The sequence below is a fragment of the Falsiroseomonas sp. E2-1-a4 genome (assembly GCF_051433165.1).
GTDB lineage: Bacteria > Pseudomonadota > Alphaproteobacteria > Acetobacterales > Acetobacteraceae > Falsiroseomonas.
In genome coordinates, this window is record NZ_JBHMFS010000016.1 from 66,519 (window position 1) to 92,787 (window position 26,269).

21 protein-coding genes are annotated in these 26,269 nt (G+C 69.7%); 15 read left to right on the plus strand and 6 right to left on the minus strand.

Features of this window, described 5'->3' with window-relative positions:
- The first annotated feature begins 34 nt into the window (after window positions 1–34).
- A complete protein-coding gene (locus ACFHNC_RS17400) occupies window positions 35–1,642 on the plus strand; it encodes an ABC transporter substrate-binding protein (RefSeq protein ID WP_437170503.1) in 1,608 nt (535 codons plus the stop codon).
- Window positions 1,643–1,646: 4 nt separating this feature from the next.
- Here ACFHNC_RS17400 and ACFHNC_RS17405 read toward each other — a convergent pair whose 3' ends face one another.
- Complete coding sequence (locus tag ACFHNC_RS17405; RefSeq protein ID WP_437170504.1) at window positions 1,647–2,810, minus strand: YihY/virulence factor BrkB family protein; 1,164 nt, start codon at window positions 2,808–2,810, stop codon at window positions 1,647–1,649.
- Window positions 2,811–2,925: 115 nt separating this feature from the next.
- Here ACFHNC_RS17405 and ACFHNC_RS17410 point away from each other — a divergent pair, with 115 nt between their 5' ends.
- From ACFHNC_RS17410 to ACFHNC_RS17470, 13 genes are all read left to right on the plus strand, one after another.
- Complete coding sequence (locus tag ACFHNC_RS17410; protein ID WP_437170505.1) at window positions 2,926–3,741, plus strand: MlaE family ABC transporter permease; 816 nt, start codon at window positions 2,926–2,928, stop codon at window positions 3,739–3,741.
- Entirely contained in the window at window positions 3,738–4,436 is a 699-nt protein-coding gene (locus tag ACFHNC_RS17415; protein ID WP_437170506.1) for an ATP-binding cassette domain-containing protein, read from the plus strand. Before ACFHNC_RS17410 ends, ACFHNC_RS17415 begins: the two co-directional genes overlap by 4 nt.
- A complete protein-coding gene (locus ACFHNC_RS17420; protein WP_437170507.1) occupies window positions 4,418–5,434 on the plus strand; it encodes an MlaD family protein in 1,017 nt (338 codons plus the stop codon). The genes ACFHNC_RS17415 and ACFHNC_RS17420 overlap by 19 nt, the downstream gene beginning before the upstream one ends.
- Window positions 5,431–6,303, plus strand: coding sequence for a hypothetical protein (locus ACFHNC_RS17425; protein WP_437170508.1), 873 nt, complete (start codon window positions 5,431–5,433; stop codon window positions 6,301–6,303). Before ACFHNC_RS17420 ends, ACFHNC_RS17425 begins: the two co-directional genes overlap by 4 nt.
- A gap of 56 nt (window positions 6,304–6,359) precedes the next feature.
- Entirely contained in the window at window positions 6,360–8,036 is a 1,677-nt protein-coding gene (locus ACFHNC_RS17430; RefSeq protein ID WP_437170509.1) for a dihydroxyacetone kinase family protein, read from the plus strand.
- A gap of 108 nt (window positions 8,037–8,144) precedes the next feature.
- Window positions 8,145–9,659 (plus strand): helicase HerA domain-containing protein, encoded by a 1,515-nt coding sequence (locus ACFHNC_RS17435; protein ID WP_437170510.1) that lies wholly within the window; start codon window positions 8,145–8,147, stop codon window positions 9,657–9,659.
- An 18-nt stretch (window positions 9,660–9,677) separates the two neighbouring features.
- Entirely contained in the window at window positions 9,678–11,699 is a 2,022-nt protein-coding gene (locus tag ACFHNC_RS17440) for a M3 family metallopeptidase (protein ID WP_437170511.1), read from the plus strand.
- A gap of 60 nt (window positions 11,700–11,759) precedes the next feature.
- Window positions 11,760–13,394, plus strand: a complete 1,635-nt coding sequence (locus ACFHNC_RS17445) for an alpha-D-glucose phosphate-specific phosphoglucomutase (protein WP_437170512.1) — start codon at window positions 11,760–11,762, stop codon at window positions 13,392–13,394.
- A 177-nt stretch (window positions 13,395–13,571) separates the two neighbouring features.
- A complete protein-coding gene (locus tag ACFHNC_RS17450) occupies window positions 13,572–14,597 on the plus strand; it encodes an amino acid ABC transporter substrate-binding protein (protein ID WP_437170513.1) in 1,026 nt (341 codons plus the stop codon).
- Window positions 14,598–14,704: 107 nt separating this feature from the next.
- On the plus strand, window positions 14,705–15,922 hold the full coding sequence (locus tag ACFHNC_RS17455) for an amino acid ABC transporter permease (RefSeq protein WP_437170514.1): 1,218 nt from the start codon (window positions 14,705–14,707) through the stop codon (window positions 15,920–15,922).
- Window position 15,923: 1 nt separating this feature from the next.
- Window positions 15,924–17,255, plus strand: coding sequence for an amino acid ABC transporter permease (locus ACFHNC_RS17460; RefSeq protein WP_437170515.1), 1,332 nt, complete (start codon window positions 15,924–15,926; stop codon window positions 17,253–17,255).
- Entirely contained in the window at window positions 17,252–17,983 is a 732-nt protein-coding gene (locus tag ACFHNC_RS17465; RefSeq protein WP_437170516.1) for an amino acid ABC transporter ATP-binding protein, read from the plus strand. The genes ACFHNC_RS17460 and ACFHNC_RS17465 overlap by 4 nt, the downstream gene beginning before the upstream one ends.
- A 74-nt stretch (window positions 17,984–18,057) precedes the next feature.
- Entirely contained in the window at window positions 18,058–18,369 is a 312-nt protein-coding gene (locus ACFHNC_RS17470) for a chorismate mutase (protein WP_437170517.1), read from the plus strand.
- A 124-nt stretch (window positions 18,370–18,493) separates the two neighbouring features.
- Here ACFHNC_RS17470 and ACFHNC_RS17475 read toward each other — a convergent pair whose 3' ends face one another.
- Window positions 18,494–19,432: an isocitrate lyase/PEP mutase family protein gene (locus ACFHNC_RS17475; RefSeq protein WP_437170518.1), complete on the minus strand. Its 939-nt coding sequence runs from the start codon at window positions 19,430–19,432 to the stop codon at window positions 18,494–18,496.
- 111 nt (window positions 19,433–19,543) lie between these two features.
- On the opposite strand from ACFHNC_RS17475, the gene ACFHNC_RS17480 reads away from it, so the two are divergent.
- Window positions 19,544–20,236 carry a cysteine hydrolase family protein gene (locus ACFHNC_RS17480; protein WP_437170519.1) on the plus strand — a complete coding sequence of 231 codons (693 nt, stop codon included), beginning with the start codon at window positions 19,544–19,546 and terminating at the stop codon, window positions 20,234–20,236.
- Here ACFHNC_RS17480 and ACFHNC_RS17485 read toward each other — a convergent pair.
- The 4 genes from ACFHNC_RS17485 to ACFHNC_RS17500 are packed head-to-tail and all read right to left on the minus strand — an operon-like array spanning window position 20,221 to window position 26,269.
- Entirely contained in the window at window positions 20,221–21,414 is a 1,194-nt protein-coding gene (locus ACFHNC_RS17485) for an MFS transporter (RefSeq protein ID WP_437170520.1), read from the minus strand. The genes ACFHNC_RS17480 and ACFHNC_RS17485 overlap by 16 nt on opposite strands.
- Window positions 21,411–22,721, minus strand: coding sequence for an NAD(P)-binding domain-containing protein (locus tag ACFHNC_RS17490; RefSeq protein ID WP_437170521.1), 1,311 nt, complete (start codon window positions 22,719–22,721; stop codon window positions 21,411–21,413). Before ACFHNC_RS17490 ends, ACFHNC_RS17485 begins: the two co-directional genes overlap by 4 nt.
- A complete protein-coding gene (locus tag ACFHNC_RS17495) occupies window positions 22,718–23,128 on the minus strand; it encodes a PadR family transcriptional regulator (protein WP_437170522.1) in 411 nt (136 codons plus the stop codon). Before ACFHNC_RS17495 ends, ACFHNC_RS17490 begins: the two co-directional genes overlap by 4 nt.
- A 45-nt stretch (window positions 23,129–23,173) precedes the next feature.
- Window positions 23,174–26,269, minus strand: coding sequence for an efflux RND transporter permease subunit (locus ACFHNC_RS17500; RefSeq protein ID WP_437170523.1), 3,096 nt, complete (start codon window positions 26,267–26,269; stop codon window positions 23,174–23,176).

A 26,269-nucleotide genomic window follows, 5' to 3' on the forward strand; every position in this document is an offset into this window, starting at 1 on the left:
CCATAACTGGCGATCAATCCACGGGGGACGACCCATGCTGACCCGCCTCGCCACCCTGGTCCTCGGCGCGAGCCTGCTGGCCGGGCCGTTTGCCGCCAGGACGGTGGTTGCCCAGACCATCCCGCCCGAGCGCATCCTGCGCATGGTGCCGAATGCGGATCTGCAGACGCTGGACCCGATCAACACCACCGCCGGCGTGGTGCAGTCCCACGCGCACATGATCTACGACCAGTTGTTCGGCCGCGACGCACAGATGCGCCCGCAGCCGCAGATGGTCGGCGCCTACAGTGTTTCCGACGATGCGCTGGTCTGGCGCTTCACCCTGCGCGATGGCCTGGCCTTCCATGATGGCGCGCCGGTGACGGCGGAGGATGTGGTGGCATCTTTGCGCCGCTGGGGCGCGCGGGACCCGCATGGCCGGCAGATCCTGGCCATCACCACCAGCCTGGAGCCGCAGGCGGATGGCAAGACGGTGGTCTGGACGCTGAACCGCCCCTACGGGCTGATGCTGGATGCACTGTCGAAGCCCGCCGGCAACATGCCCGCCATCATGCCGGCCCGCATCGCCGCGACCGACCCCTTCACCGCGATCCGCGAGACCATCGGCAGCGGCCCCTTCATCTTCTCCCGCGATGAATGGGTGCCGGGCAGCACCGTGGTGTACCGCCGCAACCCGAACTACGTGCCGCGCAGCGAACCCGCCTCGGGCACCGCCGGCGGCAAGGTGGTGCATGTCGATCGCGTGGAATGGCAGAACATCGCCAATGTGCAGACCTCGACGCTGGCGCTGATCCAGGGCGAGATCGACTACATCGAAAGCCCCGGTGTGGATTTCCTGCCGATGCTGCAGCGACGTGGCATGCGGATCATCCGCACCAACACGCTCGGCGCGCCGGGCATGATCCGCATGAACCACATCCACCCGCCCTTCAACGACCCGCGCGTGCGCCAGGCGCTGATGCTGCTGGTGAACCAGGAGGAAATCCTCCAGGGCATGTTCCCGGACCCGGCGCTGTATCAGGTCTGCCACGCCTTCTTCGTCTGCGGTTCGCCGCAGGAGACGATGGCCGGCGTGCCGGAAGGCCTCGGCAGCCCGGCGGCGCGGGAACGGGCGCGGCAGTTGTTACGCGAGAGCGGCTATGACGGCACGCCGATCGTGATGATGGACCCGACTGACAACCCCTTCGTCCACACCGCGACGCTGGTGCTGGCACAGCAGATGCAGTCCGTCGGTTTCCGCACCGATGTGCAGGCCACCGACTTCGCTTCCATGGCCGGTCGCCGTGCCAATCGCCGTCCGCCGAGCGAGGGCGGCTGGCATATCGGCCTGACCTTCTGGAACGGCCTCGGCGCCTCGGACCCGGTGGGCAACGTGCCGATGCAGGCCAGCTGCGAGCGCGCCTGGCCGGGCTGGCCCTGCGATGCGGCGCATCAGGCGCTGATCGATGCCTTCCCCTATGCGGCGAATGCCGCGGAGCGGAAGCGCATCCTGGATGAGCTGCACACCAGCGCCTACAACCTCGTGCCCTACGTCCCGTACGGCCAGTGGTACCTGCCCTCCGCCGTCACGCCGCGCATCTCGAACGTGCTGGCGATGCCGGGTATCATCATCGCCTGGAACATCCAGAAGGCGGCGCGGTAAGGCTTCAGGCCACCGTATCGGCCATCTCGGCACCGCGCCCACCCATCGGGCGGTTCGGTGCCGTGGTGGTGTCCTCCGCCGTCTGGTGCTCCATCTCGGCGTTCAACTCGGCGCCGAGCAGGATGACGATGGCGGAAATCCAGATCCAGGTCATGAAGCCCACGACCGCGCCCAGCGAGCCATAAGTCTCGTTGTAGCTGCCGAAATTGGAGACGTACCAGGAAAAGGCGGCCGAGGCGCCGAGCCAGGTCAGCGCGGCAAAGCCACTGCCCCAGCTCACCCAGCGCCACTTCGCCGTCTCCCGGCTCGGGCCCCAGCGGTACAGGCCGGCCAGCACCAGCACCACCACCGCCAGCATCAGCGGCCAGCGCCCATAGGCGAGCAACGTCTCCGCCGTGCTGCCCAGGCCGACCAGGCCGAGCACCACAGGCACCGCCACCACCGAGGCCATGGTCAGGATGGCGAACAGGATGAAGCCGATGGTGAAGGTCAGGGTGGTCAGCGTCAGCTTGATGAAGCCGCGCTTCTCAGTCTCCTCGTAAACCACGTTCAGCGCGTCGAACAACGCCTTCGCCGCCTGGTTAGCGGACCACAGGGACACGAGAAGGCCGGCGACCGCGCCGAAGCCCAGCGTGCCGTCAGCCGATTCCGCCACGCGCTGCACCTGTTCAGAGATGATCTCCATGCCGCCGCCCGGTACGATGCCGGCGAGTGCGTTCAGATGCTCCTGGATCGTCGTCGGGTCCGCGACCAGGGCATAGAGCGAAACCAGCGCCGCCAAGGCCGGGAACAGCGCCAGCAGCGTGTAGAAGGTGATGCCCGCCGCCTCCGTCATCAGCCGGTCTTCGCTGGCCTGGGATACGGTACGCTTGGCGATCTGCCACCAGCCGCGGGCCGGAATCTGCGAGGGGCCATCGGCGCGGCGGCCGGCGCCGTGCTCCGTCGCCCGCCGCGCATTGCCGCGGCTGGCACCGCCATCGCCCTGGCGGGCGCGCTCGGGCGGCGCATCATCCGCGCGTCGCGCGGCCGGCCCGCTTCGCAGCGATGCCGGCCCCGACCGTCGCGTCGCGGAATCCAGCGCCAGCAGCCCAGCCAGCGCCGCCGCGGCCACCATCCAACCGCCACCCTCCTTGCCCGCGATGCGGGGCTTGTTCCGCCCGTCCGCCATGTTGCTGCTCCTCATTCACCCCCGGCAACGCCGAAGCGCGGCACGAGTGCCCGCAATCGGGAAACTTTTTGCGACCGCCCGCGCTGAGCGGAACGGACTGGCAAGGGAGGGGGCGATGGCAAAGGCACGGCCCGTGGCGCTGCCCTGGCTGGTGCTGGAGGGCATCGGCGCCCCCGTGCGGCGTGGCGTGCAGATGCTGCTGGCCACCGCGGCGCTGGCCGCCGGGGTGCTGGCGGAGGGGCTGCGCCCCTCCACCTGGCGCCGCCGTACCTTGCGGGCCGAATATCGTCGCAGCCTGCGCCAGGCCATTGCCGGCGGCTTCGGCACGGTCGTCATCACCGCGACCCTCATCGGCTTCGGCATCGTCCACCAGACGCTGCGCTGGCTGAGCTTCGCGGGGCAGGAGGATTACACCGGCACGCTGCTCGCCACCGTCCTGGTGCGGGAGGTGACGCCGGTGCTGGTCGGGCTGATCCTGCTCGGCCGCAGCGGGACGGTCACGGTGGTGGAATTCGGCGCGGTCAAGGTGAGCGGGCAACTGGAGGTGATGGAGGCGCAGGGCCTCGACCCCTTCACCCTGCTGGTGCTGCCACGGGTGGTGGCGTTTGCGCTGGCGGGCTTCACGCTCGGGGTTATCTTCCTCGGCGTGGCGCTGGTGACGGGCTACATGACCGGCTGGCTCAGCGGGCTGGTGGTGGCGCCGCCGCGCGAATTGCTGATCAACCTGTTCGGCGCCACCGATAATGTTGAATTTGGGCTGTTCGCGTTGAAGCTGGTGGTGATCGGCGCGCTGGTGGCGCTCGTCTCGGCCATCACCGGCATGTCCTCCACCCGCGCGGAGAGCCCCTCCCACCTCCTGCCCCGGGCCTTCGTGCGCGGCCTGCTCGGCATCCTGGCGGCCAGTGCGATGCTCAGCGTGGTCACGGCATGAAGCCGGTGCTGGAGGTGCAGGCCGCGCGGGCGGCGCCGGGTGCCTCGCCGGTCCAGGGGCTGGTGGATCTGAAGCTGCTGCCCGGCGACCTTGCGCTGGTGCATGCGGATGACCCCGGCATGGCCCGCGCGCTGGCACTGATCTGCGCCGGGCTGGTGAAGCTCGCCGAGGGCCAGGTGCGGTTCCTGGCGCAGGATTGGGCGGCGCTGCCGCGCCAGCCGGCGCAGGCGCTGCGCGGGCGCATCGGCCTCGCCCCCGGCGATGGCGGATGGCTGCCGCACCTGACAGTGGCGGAGGGAATGCTGCTGGCCCGCCGGCACCACGATGCCACGCCCGATGCCGATCTGCGGGCGGAGGCCGAGGATCTGTGCCGCCTGTTCGGCCTGCGGGGCCTGCCGCTGGTGCATCCGGCGGAGCTGTCGCGCGCCGATCTGTCGCGCGCCGGCTGCGCCCGTGCCTTTCTCGGCGCGCCCGACCTCATCCTGCTGGAAAGCCCGCTGGACCGGGAGACGGCGGACATGCTGGCGGACCCGCTGCTGGCGGCGCTGGAACCGGCGCGGGCGCGGGGCGCTGCCGCATTATGGTCCACCCGGTCCCGCCGCGCCTGGGATACGGCCGACTTTCCCGCCAGCCAGTGGTGGGTGCTGAAGCAGGACGGCTTGAAAGGGGACGAACCGTGTCTGATTCCACGGTGACGCAGGAAGACCGCGTCCGGCTGCGCCACACCGATCGCTGGGTCGGCGCCCTGGTGGTGCTGGCGCTGGTGCTGTTCCTGGCCGCCCTGTTCCAGCGCGGCGTGATCCGCGAATGGTTCGCCGATGGCATTACGCTGATGGTGCTGCTGCCGGAGGAAGGCGTCGCCGGGCTTTCGGTGGGGGCGGAGGCGGAGGTGCTGGGCATCCGCGCCGGCTCCGTCCGCCGCATCATCGTCGACCCCGAGCGCCGCATTCGCGCCGAGCTGCGCATCGAGGAACAGGCCAAGCCCTTCATCCGCCGCGATTCCACCGCCGTGGTGCGGCGCCGCTTCGGCGTGGCCGGCCCGGCCTACCTGGATATCCAGCGCGGGCGGGGCGATGAGCTGGATTGGGACCACGCCTGGATCCGCGCCACCAGCGAACGCGCGCCGACGGAGACCCTCGGCACGCTGCTGGATGAGCTGCAGCAGCGCGTCTTCCCGATCCTGGACGAGCTGCGCACCGGCACCGCCGCCTTCTCCGCCGCGACGCAGCGGCTGGAGCGTGGGGAGGGCACGGTGGGCCGCCTGCTGTCGGACGACACGCTGATCCGCCAGGCGGAAGCCGCCACCGCCCGCGCCGCCGCGGTGATGGAGAATATCGAGACGGCGAGCCGGGAGGTGCGCCAGCTCACCGCCGGCCTGTCGAATGGCCGTGGCCCCGGCACGCTGCCGGGGCTGGTGGCACGGGCTGAACGCGTGCTGGCGCAGGTGGAACGCGCCAGCGCCGACCTGGCCCGCGCGACGCCCGCTTTGCCGCAGGCCACCGCCAATATCCGCGATGGCACGGACAGTCTGCCCGCCGTGATGGTGCAGGCGCAGGAGGCCGCGCGGCAGATGGAATTGCTGCTGGCCCAGCTGCGCCGCCACTGGCTGCTGGGCGGCGGCGGTGGCGCGCCGGAGCGCAGCATCTCCGCCGGCGCCGTGCCGCGCCCGATGGTGGAGCGGCTGCGCCCGTGAGGTCTGCGCTGGTCGTATTACTGCTGCTGGGTGCCTGTGGCGGCCGTACCGCGCCGGAAGGCCCACCAAGGGACGGCGTGCTGGACCGGGCGGCGGGCAGCGCGCGGGATGCGTTGAACCAGGATCAGCCGGTGGTCGCCGGGCGGCTCTATGCCCAGGCGCTGGCCCGCGCGCGGGAACGCGACGACGCAGTGGCGATCGACGCCATGGGCTTCGGCCAGGCGACCTCCGCCCTGGCACGGGGCGATGCGCCTGCGGCGCTGTCCGTGGCGCAGGAGGTGCGGGCGGAGCTTGCCCGGCGCGGTCGCGGTGCCTCTGCCGGGCTGGTGCTGGCGGAGGCGACGGCGTTGTTCCGCCTTGGCCGGATGACGGAATCCGACCGCCTGGCGCGCTTCGTCGCCAGCCGAGGCGCGGAGAATGCGGAAGCCGCGCTGCGGGCGCATTTCCTGCTTGGCGTCCTGGCCGCCGGGCGCGGCGACCTCGCGGGCGTTGTGGCGGCGCGGGCCGCGATCGGCGCACCGGAGCAGACCGCCTTTCGCGCCGATGCGGTGGAGCTGGAAGGGGCGGCGGCGCTGCTGCGGGGTGATGCGGCCGGCGCCCGGCTGCACGCCGCCACCGCCGCCGATCTGCGCCGGGATTCGCTGGATTATCGCGGCCTGTCGCGGGCGCTGGCGTTGCAGGGCGCGGCGCTGGAACGCCTGGGCGATCCGGCCGCCGCGGCGGATGCCTATCTCCGCGCCGGACGGGGTGCCGCGGAGCGTGGCGAGGCGGATGCGGCGCGCTGGCTGGGGCAGGCCCGGCAACTGGCTGGCGGCCGCGCCGATCTGCTTGCCGCCATCCGCCAGGCGGAGGCGCTGCGGGAGCGCTGAGTGGTTTGACGCTCGGCCGCGCCACGCCGATCCTGCACCTACGGAAAGGGAACGCCATGAAGAAGCTGGTGAATGATCCGCGCCGCGTGGTGCGGGAAATGCTGGAAGGCCTGGCGGACCTCAACCCCGGCCTGGCGCTTCTGGACGCTGAGGATGTGGTGGTGCGCGCCGAATTGCCGGTGCCGGCGCATCGCCCCGTCGCCGTGCTGTCCGGCGGCGGGGCGGGGCATGAGCCGGCGCATGCGGGCTATGTCGGCCCGGGGATGTTGGCTGGCGCCATTGCCGGGGATGTCTTCACCTCGCCTTCCGTCGATGCCGTGCTGGCCGGCATCCGCGCCGCCGCCGGGCCGCGCGGTGCGCTGCTGGTGGTGAAGAACTACACCGGCGACCGGCTGAATTTCGGCCTCGCCGCCGCACTCGCCACGGCGGAGGGTATTCCGACCCGCGTCGTGGTGGTGGCTGATGACGCGGCGCTACATGCGACGGTGGAACCAGCGCAACGCCGCGGCATTGCCGGCACCGTGCTGGTCCACAAGGTGGCCGGCGCCGCGGCCGAGGCGGGGCTGGACCTCGACGCCGTGCTGGCGGAGGCCGAGGCGGCGGCTGGCGCGGTGGTGACCATGGGCGTGGCACTCGGCGCCTGCACCGTGCCGGCGGCCGGCGTGCCCGGCTTCGCGCTGGGGGAGGATGAGATGGAACTCGGCCTCGGCATCCATGGCGAACAGGGCGTGCGCCGCGCACCGATGGCGCCGGCGGATGCCATCGTCGCCACCATCCTGGATACGCTGGTCACGGATGCGGGGCTGGCCGCCGGGGACCAGGTGGCGCTGCTGGTGAACGGACTGGGCGGCACCCCGCCGATGGAGCTTGCCGTGGTGGCCCGCGCCGCCCTGGCCGGGCTGCGGGCGCGTGGCATCGAGGTTTCGCGCGGCTGGGCCGGGAATTTCATGACGGCGCTGGAGATGCCCGGCTGCTCGATCAGCCTGCTGCGGCTGGATGCGGCGCGCCTCGCCCGGCTGGACGCGCCCGCCGGCGCCCCCGCCTGGCCGGGCGGCGGTGTGCTGGCGCCGCGCGCCACCCTCGCGACCCCCGCCGCGGCCGAGCCGGCGCATCCGGCACCCGGCCCGCTGGCCCCGGCGCTGCAGCGCGTGGCGCTGGCCGTGGCCGCGGCGCTGGAGGCGGAGGAGGCGGCGCTGACGGCGCTCGACAGCCATGCGGGGGATGGTGATCTCGGCCTGTCCATGGCGCGCGGCGCGGCGGCGATCCGGGCGCTGCCGGAGGCAGCCTTCGCCACGCCGGCCAGTGCGCTCGCCGCCATGGCGCAGGCGCTTCGGCGGGCCATCGCCGGCAGTTCTGGGCCGTTCTACGCCACCGCGCTGCTGCGCGCGGCGCAGGTGCTGGGGGAGGGAGGGGCGGATCGCGCGCGCTGGGCGGAAGCGTTCCGGCAGGCGGTGGCGGCGATCGGCGAGCTCGGCGGCGCGCGGCCGGGCGACCGCACCATGCTGGATGCGCTGCACCCGGCGGCGGAGGCCTTTGCGACGGAAGCAGGTTCGCCCGCCGAGGCCTGGGCGGCAGCGGTGGCGGCGGCGGAGGCGGGCACCGCGGCCACCGCCACCATGCGCCCGCGCCTCGGCCGCGCCGCCTATCTCGGCGACCGTGCGCTGGGCCAGCCGGATGCGGGGGCTGGCGCGGTGCTGGTCTGGATGCAGGCGATCGGTCGCAGCCTGGGATAGCCCCGGCCGATTCGCGGGATGACCCGCCTGGAATCAACGCGCTGGCAGATGCGCCTTCCGGCCGGGCTGGGTTGCGGCTAATCCTCCGCTCCGCCCCTGGAGTCCCGGATGACCATCGCCATCGAGATCGGCATGAGCGCCACCGGCACGCCGGCCTGCTTCGACCTGGAGGAATTGCTGTCCACCCGCCTGCTGGTGCAGGGCAATTCCGGCTCGGGCAAGTCGCATCTGCTGCGCCGGCTGCTGGAACAATCGGCCCCCTGGGTGCAGCAGGTGGTGGTGGATCCGGAAGGGGATTTCACCTCGCTGGCGGACCGTTTCGGGCATCTGGTGGTGGATGCGGCCGATTATACCGACACGGCCCTGCAGCAGGTGGCGGAGCGGGTGCGGCGGCATCGTGTTTCGGTCGTGCTGAACCTGGAGCATGTGGAGGTCGAACAGCAGCTTCGCCTGGCCGCCGCCTTCCTCGGCGGGCTGTTCGATGTGGACCGGGACGCCTGGAACCCGGTGATGGTGGTGGTGGATGAGGCGCAGCTGTTTGCGCCCGCCGCGGCCAGCGAGACCTCGGATGAGGCGCGCCGCGCGGCTCTCGGCGCCATGACCAACCTGATGTGCCGGGGCCGCAAGCGCGGCCTGGCCGGGGTGATCGCGACGCAGCGCCTGGCCAAGCTGGCGAAGAATGTGGCGGCCGAGGCCTCCAACTTCATGATGGGGCGCACCTTCCTCGACATAGATATGGCCCGCGCCGCCGATCTGCTGGGGATGGAGCGGCGGCAGGCGGAGATGTTCCGCGACCTGGAGCGCGGGCATTTCATGGCGCTCGGCCCGGCGGTCTCCCGCCGCCCGCTGCGGCTGCGCGTCGGCGTGGTGGAGACCGGGTCGCGCAGCGCCGGCCCGAAGCTGGTGCCACCCCCCACCCAGGCCAGCGCGGCGGAAGCGCGGGAGCTGATCCTGGCGGCGCCGGAGCCCGAGACACCTCGCCCGCCGCGCCGCATGCCGCGCGCCACCGCCCCGGACCTGCTGGCGCAACTCGCCCAGGCCCGACCTTCCCTGCCCGCGGCCGAGCCTGTGGCGCCGCCCACGCCGGAGGAAAAAGCCGAGCACCGCCACAAGATCGCCCGCGTATTGAAGAAGATCCTGGCGGAGCCGGATGCGCCGTTCCGCCCGGCCAGCGTGCTGTACCAGGATTTCCTGGTGCGCTGCCGGATCGAGGAAGTGGCCGGCCCGGCCATCGACATTCCCGCCTTCCGCCGCCTGCTGACCACGGCGCGGGCCGGCATCGGTGCCGAAGTGGCGGAAGGCAGTGAATGGGCGCAGGCGGTGGCGCGGGCGGAGGGGCTGCCGGATGATGTGCAGGGCGTCTTCCTGCTGCTGGCCCGCGCCGCGCTGGAACGTCAGCCCTGCCCCTCGGACGCCACGCTGGCCCGCGCCTATGGCAGCCGGTCCCTCGGCCGGGCGCGGCGGCTGCTGACCTATCTGGAGGAACAAAGCGCGCTGGTGGTGCGCGCCGAGCGCGGCGGGCGGCGCAGCGTGGTGCTGGTGGGCCTCGCCTGGGAGACGGCGCCGGGCGACCCGAACGGGCCGGAGGAGAAGCCGGAAGAAGCCGTGACCGCGGCCGCCTGAGACCCTATCTGTGGCGGCATGACCCAGAACCCGCTGCTCGCCAACCCGCTGCTCGCACCCTGGACCACGCCTTTCGGCGTGCCGCCCTTCGACCTGATCCTGCCCGAGCATTTCGGCCCCGCCTTCGACCAGGGCATGGCGGAGCAGGTGGCGGAAATCGCGGCCATTGGCGCCGACCCCGCCCCGCCCAGCTTCGCCAATACGGTGGAGGCGCTGGAGCGCAGCGGCCGCACGCTGGACCGGGTGCGGAGCGTGTTCTTCAACCTGGTCTCAAGCCAGGCGACGGATGCCTACCAGGCGATCGAGCGCGACTACGCGCCGCGCCTGGCCCGGCACCGCGCCGATATCGCCCTGGACCCGGCACTGTTCGCCCGCATCTCCGCGCTGCTGGACCGGCGCGCGGCGCTCGGCCTGGATGCGGCGCGGGACCGGCTGCTGGTGCGGCTGCATGCGGGGCTGGTGCGCAGTGGTGCTGCGCTGGATGCGGCGGGGCGGGACCGCATGGCGACAATCTCCACGCGGCTCGCCGTGCTGCACACGCAATTCGGCCAGAACGTACTGGCGGATGAGACGGAGTGGCAGATGGTGCTGGCCGAGGCCGACCTCGCCGGCCTGCCGGATTTCGCACGCGACGCGGCGCTGGAAGTTGGTCGGGAGCGTGGGGTGGAGGGCTGGGTCATCACCCTGTCCCGTTCCTCCATCGAGCCCTTCCTGGTGTTCTCCACACGGCGCGATTTGCGGGAGGTGGCCTGGCGCGCCTGGGTGGCGCGGGGGCTCGGCGTGCGGGACAACACAGCGCTGATCAAGGACATTCTCGCACTGCGGGCGGAACGCGCCCAGCTGCTGGGCCATGCGGATTTCGCCGCCTGGCGGCTGGCGGACAACATGGCGCGCGATGCGGCGGCGGCGTCCGAGCTGCTGCACCAGGTCTGGGCGCCCGCCAAGCGCCGCGCCGCGGTGGAACGCGCGGAGCTGGAGGCGCTGGCCGGCCACCCGATCGAGGCCTGGGACTGGCGCCACTATGCCGAGATCGACCGCCGAGCCCGGCACGACATCGACGAAAGCCTGACCAAGCCGTATTTCCCGCTGGGCGGCATGCTGGCGGCTGTGTTCGACACGGCGCAGCGCCTGTTCGGCGTGCGCTTCGTGGAACGCCCGGATATTCCCGTCTATCACCCGGATGTCCGCGCCTTCGACATGCAGGACGAGACGGGCGCGCATCGCGGCGTGTTTCTGCTGGATAGTTTTGCGCGCGCGGGCAAGCGCTCCGGCGCCTGGATGAGCAGCTATCGCGTGGGGCATGGGCTTGATGGGCCTGTCACGCCGATCGTCGTGAACAACAACAACATCGCGAAGTCGTCGCCGGCGCTGCTGTCCTTCGACGAGGCGCGGACGCTGTTCCATGAATTCGGCCATGCGCTGCACGGGCTGCTGTCCACCGCGCACCACCCCTCGCAATCCGGCACCGCGGTGCTGGCGGATTTCGTGGAATTCCCGAGCCAGATCCTGGAACACTGGCTGGAGGTACCGGAGATTCTCCGCACCCATGCGCGCCACCACGAAAGCGGGGAGGCGCTGCCGGAAGACCTGCTGCGCCGGTTGCTCGCCGCGCGGCAGGATGGCCAGGGGTTTGCGAGTGTGGAATTCGTCTCCTCCGCCCTGATCGACCTGGCGCTGCACACGCATCCCGACCCACAGGGGCTGGATGTGGTGCGGTTCGAGGAAGAATTCCTGGGCGAGATCGGCATGCCGGAGGCGATCGGCCTGCGCCATCGGCCTGCGCATTTCCAGCATCTGTTCGCCGGCGGCGGCTACGCGGCGGGCTACTACGCGTATATGTGGGCGGAAGTGCTGGATGCCGATGCCTTCGAGGCTTTCGAGGAAGCCGGCGATCCCTTCGATCCGGCGCTGTCGGCGAAGCTGAAGGCGATCTACCAGGCCGGCGACACGCGCGACCCGATGGAGCTGTATGTCGATTTCCGCGGCCGCCCGCCCAGCGTGCAGGCGCTGCTGCGCAACCGGGGACTGGCCGAGACGTAAGGGGACTTGCCGCAGGCGGAGCCGCAGGGCGAAGCTGCGGCCAACGCCGGGAGACCACGCATGAGCCTTCGCCGCATCGCCACCACACCCTTCAGCGACCAGAAACCCGGCACCTCCGGCCTGCGCAAGAAGGTGACGGTCTTCCAGCAGCCGCATTATGTGCAGAACTTCGTCCAGGCGATCTTCGACACGCTGGGCGAGAAGCGGCAGGGCGCCACGCTGGTGGTCGGCGGTGATGGCCGCTTCCTGAACCGGGAGGTGGTGCAGGCTACGCTGAAGATCGCGGCCGCCAACGGCTTTGCCCGGGTATTGGTGGGGCAGGGCGGGCTGCTGTCCACGCCTGCGGCCTCCAACCTCATCCGCATCTCCGGCTCGATCGGCGGCGTGGTGCTGTCCGCCAGCCACAACCCGGGCGGGCCGGATGGCGATTTCGGCATCAAGTTCAATGCGGCGAATGGTGGCCCCGCGCCGGAAGACGTCACCAGCGCCATCTTCCGCCGCGCCAGCGCCATTACCGAATACGCGACGATGGAGGTGCCGGACCTCGACCTCGACCGTGTTGGCGAGCAGCGTGTCGGTGACTGCGTCGTGGCGGTGGTGGACCCGGTGGCGGATTACGCCACCATGATGCGGAAGCTAGTGGATTTCGACGCCATAACAAAACTGTTCGCCGGCGGCTTCCGCATGCAGTTCGACGCGATGAGCGCCATCACCGGCCCCTACGCGCACGCCATCCTGGAAGGCGCGCTCGGCGCCGCCCCTGGCACGGTTCGGAACGGCACGCCGCTGCCCGATTTCGGCGGCCACCACCCGGACCCGAACCCGGTGCATGCGGCGGAGCTGATGGAGGCGATGATGGGCGCGGGTGCGCCGGATTTCGGCGCGGCGTCTGATGGCGATGGCGACCGCAACATGATCGTCGCCCCCGGCCTGTTCGTGACACCGAGCGACAGCCTCGCGGTGCTGGCCGCGCATGCCCATTGCGCGCCAGGTTATGCGCGGGGCCTGGCCGGTGTCGCGCGCTCCATGCCCACGAGCCGGGCGGTGGACCGCGTGGCGAAGGCGCTCGGCATTCCCTGCTATGAGACGCCGACGGGTTGGAAGTTCTTCGGCAACCTGCTCGATTCCGGCCGCATCACCCTGTGTGGCGAGGAAAGCGCCGGCACCGGCTCCGATCATGTGCGAGAGAAGGACGGGCTGTGGGCGGTGCTGCTGTGGCTCAACATCCTGGCCAGCACCGGCAAGCGTGCAGACGTCATTGTGCGTGACCATTGGGCACGCTTCGGGCGGGACTACTACACGCGGCATGATTATGAGGAGGTGGATGCCACGGCCGCGCGGGGGCTGATGGCGGCGCTGCGCGCGCAACTCGCCACCTTGCCCGGCAAGAGCTTCGCCGGCCTCACCGTCTCCACCTGCGACGACTTCGCCTACACCGACCCGGTCGATGGCTCCGTCACCGAACAGCAGGGCGTGCGCATCCTGTTCGCGGAGGATGCGCGCGCGGTGTTCCGGCTGTCCGGCACCGGCACGGTCGGCGCCACGCTGCGCGTCTATCTCGAACGCTTCGAGCCCGATGCCGCGCGCCATGCGCAGGAGGCGCAGGCGGCGCTGGCGCCCGTCATCACGGCGGCGCGCGAGATTGCGGCGATCGCGCAGCATACCGGCCGCGATGCGCCATCCGTTGTGACCTGAGGGCGCGGCGCCCGCGATGGTAACGAGTGTTTAACATTACGCTTGAATCGATTTCCCGATATCCCTAGCGTCGCTCCCGAGTGGTGTCTGGCCAAGACCAGTAAACGCATGCGGCCCAATGAGGCTGTGGCACACCACTTGCAGGGGCTTCAGCAGAATAATCTGGGAGTTGAGGGGATGAGAATTGGTGTATCGCTGCTCGTCGCAGCAGCGACGATGCTTGGCGTTGCGGGCACGGCTTCCGCGCAACAGACGCTTCAGCAGGTTCGTGACCGTGGCAGCCTGAACTGCCAGGTCGGGCTGCCCACGCCGGGCTTCTATGCGCTGGCGGCCAACGGCACCTGGTCGGGCATGGATGTCGATATGTGCCGCGGCGTCGCGGCCGCCATCTTCAACGACCCGAGCAAGGTGCAGTACCAGTCGGTGACGTCGGCGGTGCGCTTCACCTCGCTGGCCAATGGCGAAAGCGACATGCTGTCGCGCACCACCACCTGGACCGCAGTGCGCGATGGGCAGCTCGGCCTGGAATTCGCCGGCGTCAATTTCTATGACGGCCAGGGCTTCGTCGTGCCCCGCGCCTCCAACATCACCTCCGCCCGCGAACTGGATGGCGCGACGATCTGCGTGCTGACAGGCACGACCACGGAACTAAACCTCGCCGACTATTTCCGCGCCAACAACATGCGCTTTACCGCCGTGACGAATGAGAACGTCAATGTGCTGGTGGAGACCTATCTCGGTGGCGGCTGCGATGCCTACACCAACGACAAGTCGGGCCTCGCGGCGCGGCGTTCCGCCTTCCCGACGCCGAATGACCACATGATCCTGCCCGAGACCATCTCTAAGGAACCGCTGGGCCCGGTGGTGCGGCATGGCGACAACAACTGGGGCGACATCGTGCGCTGGGTGCTATTCGGCATGATCGAGGCCGAGGAGATGGGCGTCACTTCCGCCAATGTGACGGAGATGCTGCGCTCGCCGAACCCCGGCATCAAGCGCCTGCTGGGCGTCGAGGGCAATGTCGGCCAGGGCATGGGTCTGCCGCCCGATTTCATGGTGCGGGTGCTGCGCCATGTCGGCAATTACGGCGAGGTCTATGAACGCAATGTCGGCGCCAACACGCCGATCGGCATCCCGCGCGAGCGTTCGTTGAACGCGCTGTGGACCAATGGCGGCATCCTCTACGCGATGCCGTTCCGCTGAGCCTGGTACCAATAGGCCGGGCCGCGATGGGCTGAGGCCGGGGGCCGCGCAAGTTGCGCGGCCCGCCCTTGGCCTGCACGCGGGCCTGCGCGCAAGCAGGGCTGCCCATGTCCCAAACCACCGCGCCCCAAACCACCGCGATCCGCCGCCCCGCAACGGCGCCAATGCGCCTTGCTGCCTTCGTCAATAACGCAACGGTGCGGTCGGTGTTCTACCAGGCCGTCACCTTCATCTGCGTCGTCGGGCTGATCTGGTTCCTGGTCTCGAACACCATCACGAACATGGCGCAGCGCGGCATGTCCGCGGGGTTCGACTTTCTCGACGTCTCGGCCGGCTTCAACATTGCCTTCACGCTGATCCCGTATCGCGAAGGCGACAGCTACCTCCGCGTCTTCCAGGTCGGCATCGCGAACACGCTGCTGGTCGCCGTGATCGGCGTGGTGTTCGCCAGCATCCTGGGCCTGGTGATGGGTCTGGCGCGGCTTTCAACCAATTGGCTGATCCGCACGCTGGCGCGCTGGTACATCGAGATCCTGCGCAACACGCCGCTGCTGCTGCAGATCATCGCCTGGTATTTCGGCGTGTTCAACCTGCTGCCCCTGCCGCGTGCGAGCATCGATCTCGGCGGCATCATGTACCTCAACAACCGCGGCGCCTATTTCCCCTCGCCGGTGCCGGAGGACGGGTTCGGCATCGTGCTGCTGGCGCTTCTGGCGGCAGTGGTGGGCGCGGTGATGCTGCATATCTGGGCAAGGCGGCGCCTGCGCGATACCGGGCGGGCCTTCCCTTCGGGCCTCGCGGGGCTGGCGCTCATCATCCTGCTGCCGCTGCTGGTGTTCCTGGCGATGGGCGCGCCATTGGCCTGGGACTGGCCGGTGCTGCGTGGCTTCAACTTTCGCGGCGGCTATTCCGTGCCGCCCGCCTTCTGTGCGCTGATCGTGGCGCTGTCCATCTACACATCCTGCTTCATCGCGGAGATCGTGCGCGCCGGCATCCAATCCGTCGGCCACGGCCAGACGGAAGCGGCGCGCGCGCTGGGGGTGAAGCCCAGCCGCACCATGCGCTTCATCATCCTGCCGCAGGCGATGCGCGTCATCATCCCTCCGCTGATCAGCCAGTATCTGAACCTGACGAAGAATTCTTCGCTGGCCATCGCCATCGGATTTCCGGATCTGGTCAGCGTGTGGATGAACACCTCGCTCAACCAATCCGGCCGCGCGATTCCGATCGTGGCGATGACCATGGCCTTCTACTGCGCTGTCAGCCTCGGCGTGTCCTCCGTGCTGAACCTCTACAACCGACGCATCCTGCTGAGGGAACGCTGAGATGTCGGATGCGCCGCTCGTCTTCACGCCGAGGCCCGCCGACCCGCCGCCGCCCTCGACCATCGGCGTGGTCGGCTGGATGCGGGCCAATCTGTTCTCCAGCGTGCCCAACGCCGTCATGACCTTCCTGGGCGCCTACATCTTCTACGTGGTGGCCTACGCCATCATCGACTGGGCGTTGATCAAGGCGGTGTGGGAGGCGGAGAATCGGCGGCAATGCCTCGACATGGTCGGCCGCTCCGGCGCCTGCTGGCCGGGCGTCATCGAATGGATCCCCAACCTAATCTACGGCCTGTATCCGAAGGATCAGGTCTGGCGGATCAATACCGGCTTCCTGATCCTGCTCGCCTGGGCGGTGCCGCTGTGGCTACCGCGGGTGCGTTCCAGGGTTGGGATCGGGCTGAGCCTGGTGCTGTTGTACCCGCTGCTTGCCTCCTACTTTTTCTATGGTGGCGCGCAGACCCTGGTCTGGACGGCGCTGATCGCGCTCGGCGGCGCGGCTTTCCTGTGGGTGTGGCTGACCACGCTGGCGGAGATGCGCTTCGGCCTTGGCTTCGCTGCGCTGGTCGCGCGGCTTGCCGGCGCGGTAGATGATGAGAAGGCACGCCGCATCGGCTGGGGCGCGCTGGCGGGGCTGTATGTGCTGGCGCTGCTGCTCGTCTCCCAACTCGACTTCACCGAGGTTCCGACGCGGGTCTGGGGCGGGCTGTTCCTGACGCTGGTGATCTCCGGCATCGGCATCGCCTTCTCCCTGCCGGCCGGCGTGCTGCTGGCACTCGGCCGACGGTCGCAGATGCCGCTGATCCGCGTGTTCTGCGTGACCTTCATCGAGCTGTTCCGCTCCGTCCCGCTCATCACCATCCTGTTCATGTTCAACACCATGCTGCCGCTGTTCCTGCCGCAGGGCGTCGAGGTGAACCGGCTGCTGCGCGCCATCGTCGCGGTCTGCCTGTTCGCCGCCGCCTATATGGCGGAGATCGTGCGCGGCGGGCTGCAGGCGATTCCGAAGGGGCAGTATGAGGCCGCGGCCGCGATGGGGCTGGGCTTCTGGCAATCCACCTCCCTCATCATCCTGCCGCAGGCGCTACGCATCATGATCCCCTCGATCGTCGGCAACTTCATCGGCCTGTTCAAGGACACCACGCTGGTCTCCATCATCGGCCTGTTCGACCTGCTCAGCATGTCGCGCGCGGTGGGGGAGGATACGCGCTGGCTCGGCCTGTTCATCGAGCCGTTCTTCTTCATCACCATGATCTACTTCGTCTTCTGCTTCCTGATGTCGCAATACAGCCTCAACCTGGAACGCAGGCTGGGTGAGGGGCAGCGCCGATGAGCGCCGCGATTGAACTCGTTGGCGTCAGCAAATGGTATGGCGGCTTCCAGGCGCTGAAGGGGCTGGACCTGACCGTGGCGGAAGGGGAGCGCGTGGTGGTCTGCGGCCCCTCCGGCTCCGGCAAATCCACCATGATCCGCTGCATCAACCAGTTGGAACGGCACCAGAAGGGCGATATCCGCATCCACGGCCGCGCCCTGTCCGGCGAGCCGACGACGGATGCGCCTATCCTGCGGGAGACCGGCATGGTCTTCCAATCCTTCAACCTGTTCCCGCACATGACGGTGCTGGAGAACTGCACCTTCGCGCTGACCTGGGTGAAGCAGATGCCGCAGGCGGAGGCAGAGCGCACCGCCATGGCGCATCTGGAACGGGTACGAATTCCGGAACAGGCCCGCAAATACCCGCTGCAACTCTCGGGTGGCCAGCAGCAGCGCGTCGCCATCGCCCGCGCGCTGTGCATGGCGCCGCGCATCATGCTGTTCGACGAACCGACCAGCGCGCTGGATCCGGAAATGATCAAGGAGGTGCTGGACACGATGGTGGAGCTTGCTGGCACCGGCATGACCATGGTGGTGGTGACGCATGAGATGGGCTTCGCCCGCACCGTGGCGAACCGGGTGGTCTTCATGGACCAGGGCGAGATTGTGGAACAGGCCGAGCCGGAGGTGTTCTTCTCCGCCCCCCGCTACGACCGCACCCGGATGTTCCTGAGCCAGATCCTGTAGGGGAGTTCCCCTGGCCCGGCGCCTTCTGCTACGCCTTCGCGTCTGAGTTCCAGGCGAGAAGGCGGCAGGCGCACATGCCCGAAGACACCACGGCCGAACAGGCCGCACCGGAGGACCTCTGGCGACTGCGCCGCAGCCTCGACAATATCGATACCGCCCTGGTTGCCATGCTGGCCGAGCGCTTCCGGGTGACGCGGGAAGTGGGCCATCTTAAGGCGCGGCACCGGCTGGATGCGGTGGATGTGGCGCGGGAGGAGGCGAAGGTCGCCCGCCTGCGCGAGAACGCCGCCCGCGCCGGGCTGGATGAGGATTTCGCCGAGGAGTTCATCCGCCGGGTGATGGCGGAGGTGGTCCGCCAGCACCGCGAGATTGCCCAGAAGGGGTAGGTCAACCTTCAAACGCCAGGCGCCGCGCTCCGCGCGGCTTGGCTTCGCCGCATAAGCGGCGGCGACCATTCGGCCGCTCGGCCGGCGAGATGCCGGCCGCAGGTTGCGTCGTGACCGGTCCAGGTCACCCCTTCGCCGACGTCTCGACCCGCAAATACCGGTCCTCCAGCGCCCGCCACGTGGCGTTGTCGAACAGCTCCCACAGCTTGCCATGGCTGTACATGCGGTCCGCCATGGCGTTGGAGGACCCTGTCTCCTTCAGCGAGGCCAGCATCTCCATCCCCGCCTTGGCGATCAGCCGCGTCATGGCGTTGGGGTAGATCGCCAGGCGGAAGCCCAGCGCCTGCAGGCGTTCCGCCGGCAGGATCGGCGTCTTGCCGCCCTCCACCATATTGGCCAGCAGCGGCACCTCGGGGAAGGCGCGGCCGACATCCTCCAGCTCCGCCTCGGATTGCGGGCTTTCGACGAAGATCACATCGGCGCCTGCCGCCCGATAGGCCCGGGCGCGGCCGATGGCGGCGGCCAGGCCCTCCCCGGCGCGGGCATCGGTGCGGGCGATCACCACGAAATCCGGGTCCCGCCGCGCTTCCACCGCGGCGCGGATGCGCATCTGCATGTCGGTGGTGGAGACCAGCTTGCGGCCCGGCTCATGCCCGCACTTCTTCGGCCATTCCTGATCCTCGATCTGGATGGCGGAGACGCCGGCGCGTTCATATTCCCGCACCGTGCGGATCACGTTCAGCGGGCCGCCATAGCCGGTATCGCCATCGGCGATGACGGGGATGGAGACGACGTCGCAGATGCGGCGGATGCGGTCGATGATCTCGCCGAAGGACAGCACCGCCACATCCGGCGCGCCGAGCGCGCTCATCGAGATACCGGCACCGGTGATGTACAGCGCCGGAAAGCCGGAGGCATCGACCAGGCGGGCCGTGACGCAATCGAAGGCGCCGGGGGCGATGAACAGCTCCTTGCCGGCCAGAAGCTCCCGCAGCCGGCGGTTGCGGCCGGGGGTATCGGCGAAGCCGATTGGCAGGACGGGACCGGTTTGGGCGTCGGGCATGGGCGGACCTCCTTCTTTATGCCCCCTTGTTAAGCGAGGCGGAGGCTGCCGGGTAGCCGGCCGGTCGGGCTGCGTGCACAAGGGTCGCAGGCAGACAGAATGGGGGCAGGAATGGATTGGAAGACCGCCTGGCGTTCCTTCTACTACCAGGGCGCGCCGGAGGCGCCGGACCCGGTGCTGGTGCGCGGCCGCGTCGCGCTGCTGGTGATCGATGTGCAGGAAGCCTATCTGGAGCGTCCTGACCCAGCCGGACTGACCGGTGAGGAACTGGCCCGCTTCCACGCCTGGACCCCTTTCCACACCCGCATGCACGGCACCGTGCTGCCTGCCATTCAGCGCCTGCTGTCCCGCTTCCGCGCCGATGGCAACCCGGTGTTCTTCGCGCGCATCGCCTGCCTGCGGCCGGATGGCGCGGATCGGTCGCTGAGCCAGAAGAAGCCCGGCTGGAACAATCTGCTGCTGCCGCATGACCGGCCGGATTCGCAGATCGTCGCCAGCATCGCGCCGCTGCCCGAGGAGATCGTGGTGACGAAGACCACGGATTCCGCGCTGACCGGCACCAACCTCCGCCTGATCCTGGCCAATATGGGCATCACCCATGTGGTCTGCGCCGGCATCTTCACCGACCAATGCGTCAGCTCCACCGTCCGCAGCCTGGCCGATGAGAGCTTCGACGTGATCGTGCTGGAGGATGCCTGCGCCGCAGGCAGCGACGCGCTGCATGAGCGGGAGTTGGAAATCCTCAACCGCATCTACTGCGAGGTGATGCGGGTGGACGATCTGCTCGGCTATTTGCCCGCCTGAGCCACACTCGCCGGCGCCGCGCGCAGCAACAGCAGCGCTAGGCAGCCGGTCAGCGCCAGGGCGCTGGTCACGCCCAGCGCCAGCTCCACCCCGCCGCGTTCCAGCATCAGTCCGAACAGGAAGGGTGAGGCCGCCTGCAGCAGCCGCGCCGGCGCGCCGAGCAAGCCCTGCCGCGCGCCATAGCCACCCGGCCCGAACACCGCCAGCGGCAGCGTGCCCTTGGCGATGGTCATCACCCCATTGCCCATGCCGTGCAGCACCGCGAAGGCCGCCGCCGCCGGCCCGCCGACCACCAGCAGCGCGAGCGCGCCGAGTGGATGGCCGAGCATGGCAAGCCTGGCCGAGATCAGCGGATGAAAGCGCCGCAGCAGCCCGAATTCCGCCACCCGCGCCGCCACCTGCGCCGGCCCGATCAACGCACCCGCCGCCACGGCCGCCGCCGCGGTGGCACCCGCCGCCTGCAACATCGCCGGCAGATGCGCAGCCATGGCACCGGCGATGAACGCGCCCGCAGCAAAGACATAGGCCAGCAACGGCATGGTGAGCCGGCCGGTGGAAGGTATCTCCGCCGGGGCCGTGGCGGTGCTTTGGCGCTCCGGCGGCGGCGCCTTCGGCACCAGAAGCCGGTTCATCGGCAGCGCCACGAGCAGATGCAGCGCGGCCCAGGCGAAACAGGCGCCGCGCCAGCCCACCAGTTCCTCCAGCAGGGCGGAAAGCGGCCAGCCCACCGTGCTCGCAAAACCCGCGATCAGCGTGATGCCGGTGATCGGCCCGCGCGCCGCCCGGCCATACAGCCCGGCGAGGGTGGAGAAGGCCGCGTCATACAGCCCCATCGCCATGCCCAGGCCCAGCACCAGCCAGGCCGCCGCCATCGTCCAGACATCCCCCGCCAGGCCCATGCCGAGCAGCCCGGCCGCCAGCACCATATTGGAGGCGGTGAGCATCCCGCGCCCGCCCCGCGCATCGATCACCCGCCCCACCACCGGTCCGGCCAGCGCCGAGACGATCAGCGCGGCGGAAAACGCGCCGAACACCCAGGCGGTGGACAGCCCGAATTCCCGCGCCATCGGCGCCGCCAGGATCGCCGGCAGATAGTAGCTGGAGGCCCAGGCCAGGGTCTGCGTGGTACCAAGGGCGAAGACGACGCGGCGTGCGCCGGGTGGCGAGGCCTCGGTCACGCCACGCCGCAGCAGGTGGTGACCTTTACCGGCTTCGGCGCGCCGCAGGATGGGGCGACCGGCGCGCGATCCGTGCTGCACACGCCGGTTTCCGGCAGTTCCAGCTCCACCCGCCGCGCCGCCGCCGTGTCGCCCGCCAGATGGGCGGCGATGCTGCGGACCTGTTCATGGCCGGTGGCCAGCAGGAAGGTCGGCGCGCGGCCGTAGCTCTTCATGCCGGCGATGTAGAAGCCGGTTTCGGGGTGGCGCAATTCCGCCTCCCCATGCGGGCGGACGGTGCCGCAGCTATGCAGGTTCGGGTCGATCAACGGGGCGAGGGCGGGGGTCGCCTCCACCGCCGGGTCCAGCGCCAGCCGCACCTCCCGCAGCAGGCCGAGATCGGGGCGGAAGCCGGTGGCGACGATCATGCGATCGGCCTGGATGGTCACAGTTTGCTCTGCCTGCCGCCCGGTGATCGCCAGCCCGCCAACCTGCGCCGCGACGCGATCGATCAGGAAGGGGGCGAGTGCAATGACGGCGCCGGACTCCACCAGCCCCTGCGCCCGCGCGCCAAGATCGCCGCGCGCCGCCAGCCCATCCTTCGCACCGCCGCCGAAATTCACCGCGCCGAGCGGCCGGCGGAAGGCCCAGAGGATGCGCGTGCCCGGCACCTGCCGCGCCAGCGTCACCAGATCCAGCACCGCATTCATCGCCGAATGCCCGGCGCCCACCACCAGCGTGGTCCGCCCGGCATAGTCCGACCGCGCCGCGCCCAGCACATCCGGGATGCCGTAGGCGATGCGCGTCGCTTGCGCCGTCTCCCCCAGGGCCGGCAGACCATGCGCGCCGGCCGGGTTGGGGCTGGACCAGGTGCCGGTGCAGTCCAGCACCGCGGCGGCCTCGATCGAATCCTCGCCCTGCGCGGTCTGCACATGCAGGATGAAGGGCGCCGCATCACGCTCCGCGCCGTCGCGCAGCCGGCCCATGTCCCGCCTCGCCATGCCGGTCACGCGGGTGCCAGTGCGGATGTCGCCGCCTAAGGCCTCGGCCAGCGGGTCCAGGTAGCGCGCGACGAGCTCTGCGCCACTCGGAAAATCCTCCGGCGCCGGCGGCGTCCAGCTGCGGGCTTCCAGCAGCGCCCGCGCGGCAGAATCGATGTTGAAGCGCCAGGGCGAGAACATCCGCACATGGCCCCATTGCCGCACGGACTCCGCAATGCGCGGGCCGGCTTCCAGCACCAGCGGGCGCAGGCCCCGCGCGCGCAGATGGGCGGCGGCGGCGAGGCCAATGGGGCCGGCGCCGAGGACGGCGATGGGCAGGTTGGTCATGGGTTGTCTTCCTCGCAGCAACCTGGCGGGAAGGCGCGGGCCGTATCGGCCAGCACGGCGGTCGCTTCCATCCAGGCATCGAGTGCCACGCGAAAGGCGGCGCGGCCGCTATCGGTCAGCGCATAGATCCGCCGCTGGCGGCCCTGCACCACCTGCTCGGCCACGGTGACGAAGCCGCCGGCCTCGAATTCGCGCAGCACGGGGTAGATGGTGCCCTCGGTGGGGGAACAGCAGCCGCCGGTCACCCGTTCCACCCGCCGGGCGATGTCGTAGCCATGCATCGGCCCGTCATGCAGCACGCGCAGGATGAAGAACTTCGACAGGCCCATCTTGATGATACCCGCCCAATACTCGCGGGCGCCGTAATCGATGGGGGTGGGCGGGGTGCGGCGGGCAGTGGTGCTCATGCCCAAACGCTACACATTGCCCCCCAATGCAACAAGCCCCTATTGTCAGGCCGGCGCCACCGCCGTCGCCGGGGGCAGCTTCTGCCGCCGTTTCGCCGCCATCCGCTCGAAGGTCAGGTAGACCGCCGGGGTGGTGTAGAGCGTGAGAAGCTGGGACAGGATCAGCCCGCCGATGATGGTGATGCCCAGCGGCTGCCGCAGCTCCGCCCCCGGTCCCGTCGCGACGGCCAGCGGAATGGCGCCGAACAGGGCGGCTAGCGTCGTCATCAGGATCGGCCGGAAGCGTTCGCGGCAGGCTTCCAGGATCGCCACCATGCCACCCTCGCCGCCTTCGCGTTCATGGGCGAGCGCGAAATCCACCATCATGATGGCGTTCTTCTTCACGATGCCCATCAGCAGGATCACGCCGATCATCGCAATGACGCTGAACGGCGTGTTCGTCGCCAGCAGCGCCAGCAACGCGCCGATGCCCGCCGTCGGCAAGGTGGAGAGAATGGTCAGCGGATGGATCAGGCTTTCATAGAGAACGCCGAGCACGATGTAGATGGTCAGCAGCGCCGCCAGGATCAGCAGCGGCATGCCGGTGAGAAAGGCCTGGAAGCTGCGCGCATTGCCGGCAAATTCGCCGCGGATGCTGGCCGGCATCTGGATGTCCAGCACCGCCTGTTCCACCAGCCGCGTCGCCGCCCCCAACTCCACACCCTCTGCCAGGGAAAAGCTGATGCTGGCCGCCGGGAACAGCCCCTGATGCGCGATGGAGCGTGGCGCCGTCGTGCGTTCCAGCCGCACCAGCGACCCGAGCGGTACCGGCCCGTCGCGGCCCGGTACGAAGATGCCAGTGAGCTGGGACGGGTCCTCGGTCAGCGCCGGGTCGATCTCCAGGATCACGCGATACTGGTTGCGTGTGCGGTAGATGGTGGAGACTTGGCGCTGCGCGAAGGCGTTGTTCAGCGCGCCGCCAAGCGCCGAGATGGAAACCCCCAGCCGCGCCGCCGCATCGCGGTCGATCACCAGGCGGGAGACCAGGCCGGTGCGTTCCTGGTCGGACGACACATCCACCACCTGCGGCAGGGTGCGAAGCTGGTTCACCAGCCGCTCGCTCCAGATGCCGAGGTCGTCGAGGTCCGGCGTCAGCAGCACATACTGGTAATTGGCATTGCCCTGGCGGCCGCCGATGTTGATGTCGCTTTGCGCGCGCAGGAAGGTCTGCGCGCCGACGATGCGGCCGAGCGGGGCGCGCAGCCGCGCGATCACCTGGTCCGCCGTCATCCCCTGCCGCGCCGCCAGCGGCTTCAGCGCCACCTGCAGGCGGATGTTGGAGGAGCCGAAGAAGCCGCCGCTGCCGAGAGATGAGGCGATGTTCTCCACCGCCGGGTCCTGGCGGATCACCTCCACGACCCGGTCCTGGAAGACGGTCATGGCCTGGAAGGAGGTATCCGGCTGCGCCACCACCGCGCCGATCACCAAGTTGCTGTCCTGTGCGGGAAAGAACGCCTTCGGCACCTGGCCGTAGAGCCATATGGTCAAACCGACCAGCGCGATGGTGAAGCCCACCGTCAGCCGCCGCCAGCGCAGCACCACCGCCAGGCTCCGCATGTAGCCATCGATGGTGCGGTCCATCACCCATTCGAAGCCACGGCCGAAGCGGCCCGGCGGGCGCGGTGTGGCGCTGGCCAGCAGCACCGCCACCATCGGCGTGACGGTCAGCGAAATCACCGCGGAAATCGCCACCGCGATCGACAGCGTCGCCGCGAATTCGAAGAACATCCGCCCGACCACGCCGCCCATGAACAGCAGCGGGATGAACACCGCGATCAGCGAGACGCTCATCGAGACCACGGTGAAGCCGATCTGCCGCGCGCCTTCCAGCGCCGCCTGCCGTGGTCGCATGCCGCGCTCGCTCATCCGCGCCATGTTCTCGATCATGATGATGGCGTCATCCACCACGAAGCCGACCGAGATGGTGAGTGCCATGAGCGACAGATTGTTGAGTGAGAACCCCACCATCCACATCACGGCGAGCGTGCCGAGCAGTGACAGCGGCACGGAAATGCCGGCGGCGACGATGGCGGAAAAGCGCCGCAGGAACACCGCCACCACCAGCACCACCAGGATGATGCTGATGATCAGCGCATGCTGTACCTCCGCCACGCTGGCGCGGATGGTCTCCGACCGGTCGCGCATGATCTCGATATCGATTCCGGCCGGAATCCAGCGGGCGAGGTCGGGCAGCAGCGCGCGGATGCCGTCCACCACCTCCAGTACATTGGCGTCGGCCTGCTTGAAGATGGTGAGGATGACGGCCGGGCGGCCGTTGTAGGACCCCGCCTGCCGCCGGTCCCGCGGCCCCTGCTCCACGCGGGCCAGGCTGGACAGGCGCACGATGGCGCCATTGGCCTGCGTCACCACGATATCGCCGAATTCCTCCGGCGTGGTCAGCCGGTCATTCACCGAAATGGCGGCGGATTGCTGCGGGCCGTCGATCAGCCCGGTGGCCTGGGTGACATTGGCGCTGGTGATGGCGGTGCGGATCTGGTCCAGCGAGACATTCGCCGCCGTCGCCGCCGCCGGGTTCACCGCGACACGGATCGCGGGCTGTTCAGCGCCTGCGATCGATACCGTCGCCGTTCCGTTCACCTGCGACAGGCGCGGCACCACCACGCTGTCGGCGGCATCATAGATCTCGCCGGCGGTCAGCGTATCGGAGGTCATCGCCAGGATCAGCACCGGCAGATCGCCGGGGTTCAGCTTGCGGAAACTCGGCTGGCTGGTGAGGCCGGAGGGCAGGTCGGCCTGCGCCGCATTGATCGCCGCCTGCACGTCCCGCGCCGCGGATTCGATGGAGCGTTCCAGGTCGAACTGGATGATGATCCGCGTGCTGCCGAGCGAGGAGGTGGAGGTCATCTCGCTGATGCCCGCGATCTCACCCAGCTTGCGTTCCAGCGGCGCGGCGACGGAGGAGGCCATGATGGCCGGGTCCGCGCCGGGCTGGCTGGCGGTAACGGCGATGGTCGGAAAGTCCACCTTTGGCAGTGGCGCCACCGGCAGGTCGAAATAGGCAATCAAACCGGCCAGCGCCAGGCCGATCGCCATCAGCGTGGTGCCGATGGGCCGCGCGATGAAGGGGGCGGAGATGGACAT

Coding starts and splice junctions, on each gene's coding strand:
- ACFHNC_RS17490 (WP_437170521.1), bottom strand. CDS start 22,721: ATGACCAACCTGCCCATCGCCGTCCTCGGCGCCGGCCCCATTGGCCTC.
- ACFHNC_RS17460 (WP_437170515.1), top strand. CDS start 15,924: ATGTCGGATGCGCCGCTCGTCTTCACGCCGAGGCCCGCCGACCCGCCG.
- ACFHNC_RS17475 (WP_437170518.1), bottom strand. CDS start 19,432: ATGCCCGACGCCCAAACCGGTCCCGTCCTGCCAATCGGCTTCGCCGAT.
- ACFHNC_RS17435 (WP_437170510.1), top strand. CDS start 8,145: ATGACCATCGCCATCGAGATCGGCATGAGCGCCACCGGCACGCCGGCC.
- ACFHNC_RS17455 (WP_437170514.1), top strand. CDS start 14,705: ATGTCCCAAACCACCGCGCCCCAAACCACCGCGATCCGCCGCCCCGCA.
- ACFHNC_RS17480 (WP_437170519.1), top strand. CDS start 19,544: ATGGATTGGAAGACCGCCTGGCGTTCCTTCTACTACCAGGGCGCGCCG.
- ACFHNC_RS17450 (WP_437170513.1), top strand. CDS start 13,572: ATGAGAATTGGTGTATCGCTGCTCGTCGCAGCAGCGACGATGCTTGGC.
- ACFHNC_RS17415 (WP_437170506.1), top strand. CDS start 3,738: ATGAAGCCGGTGCTGGAGGTGCAGGCCGCGCGGGCGGCGCCGGGTGCC.
- ACFHNC_RS17470 (WP_437170517.1), top strand. CDS start 18,058: ATGCCCGAAGACACCACGGCCGAACAGGCCGCACCGGAGGACCTCTGG.
- ACFHNC_RS17400 (WP_437170503.1), top strand. CDS start 35: ATGCTGACCCGCCTCGCCACCCTGGTCCTCGGCGCGAGCCTGCTGGCC.
- ACFHNC_RS17495 (WP_437170522.1), bottom strand. CDS start 23,128: ATGAGCACCACTGCCCGCCGCACCCCGCCCACCCCCATCGATTACGGC.
- ACFHNC_RS17405 (WP_437170504.1), bottom strand. CDS start 2,810: ATGGCGGACGGGCGGAACAAGCCCCGCATCGCGGGCAAGGAGGGTGGC.
- ACFHNC_RS17500 (WP_437170523.1), bottom strand. CDS start 26,269: ATGTCCATCTCCGCCCCCTTCATCGCGCGGCCCATCGGCACCACGCTG.
- ACFHNC_RS17445 (WP_437170512.1), top strand. CDS start 11,760: ATGAGCCTTCGCCGCATCGCCACCACACCCTTCAGCGACCAGAAACCC.
- ACFHNC_RS17430 (WP_437170509.1), top strand. CDS start 6,360: ATGAAGAAGCTGGTGAATGATCCGCGCCGCGTGGTGCGGGAAATGCTG.
- ACFHNC_RS17465 (WP_437170516.1), top strand. CDS start 17,252: ATGAGCGCCGCGATTGAACTCGTTGGCGTCAGCAAATGGTATGGCGGC.
- ACFHNC_RS17440 (WP_437170511.1), top strand. CDS start 9,678: ATGACCCAGAACCCGCTGCTCGCCAACCCGCTGCTCGCACCCTGGACC.
- ACFHNC_RS17410 (WP_437170505.1), top strand. CDS start 2,926: ATGGCAAAGGCACGGCCCGTGGCGCTGCCCTGGCTGGTGCTGGAGGGC.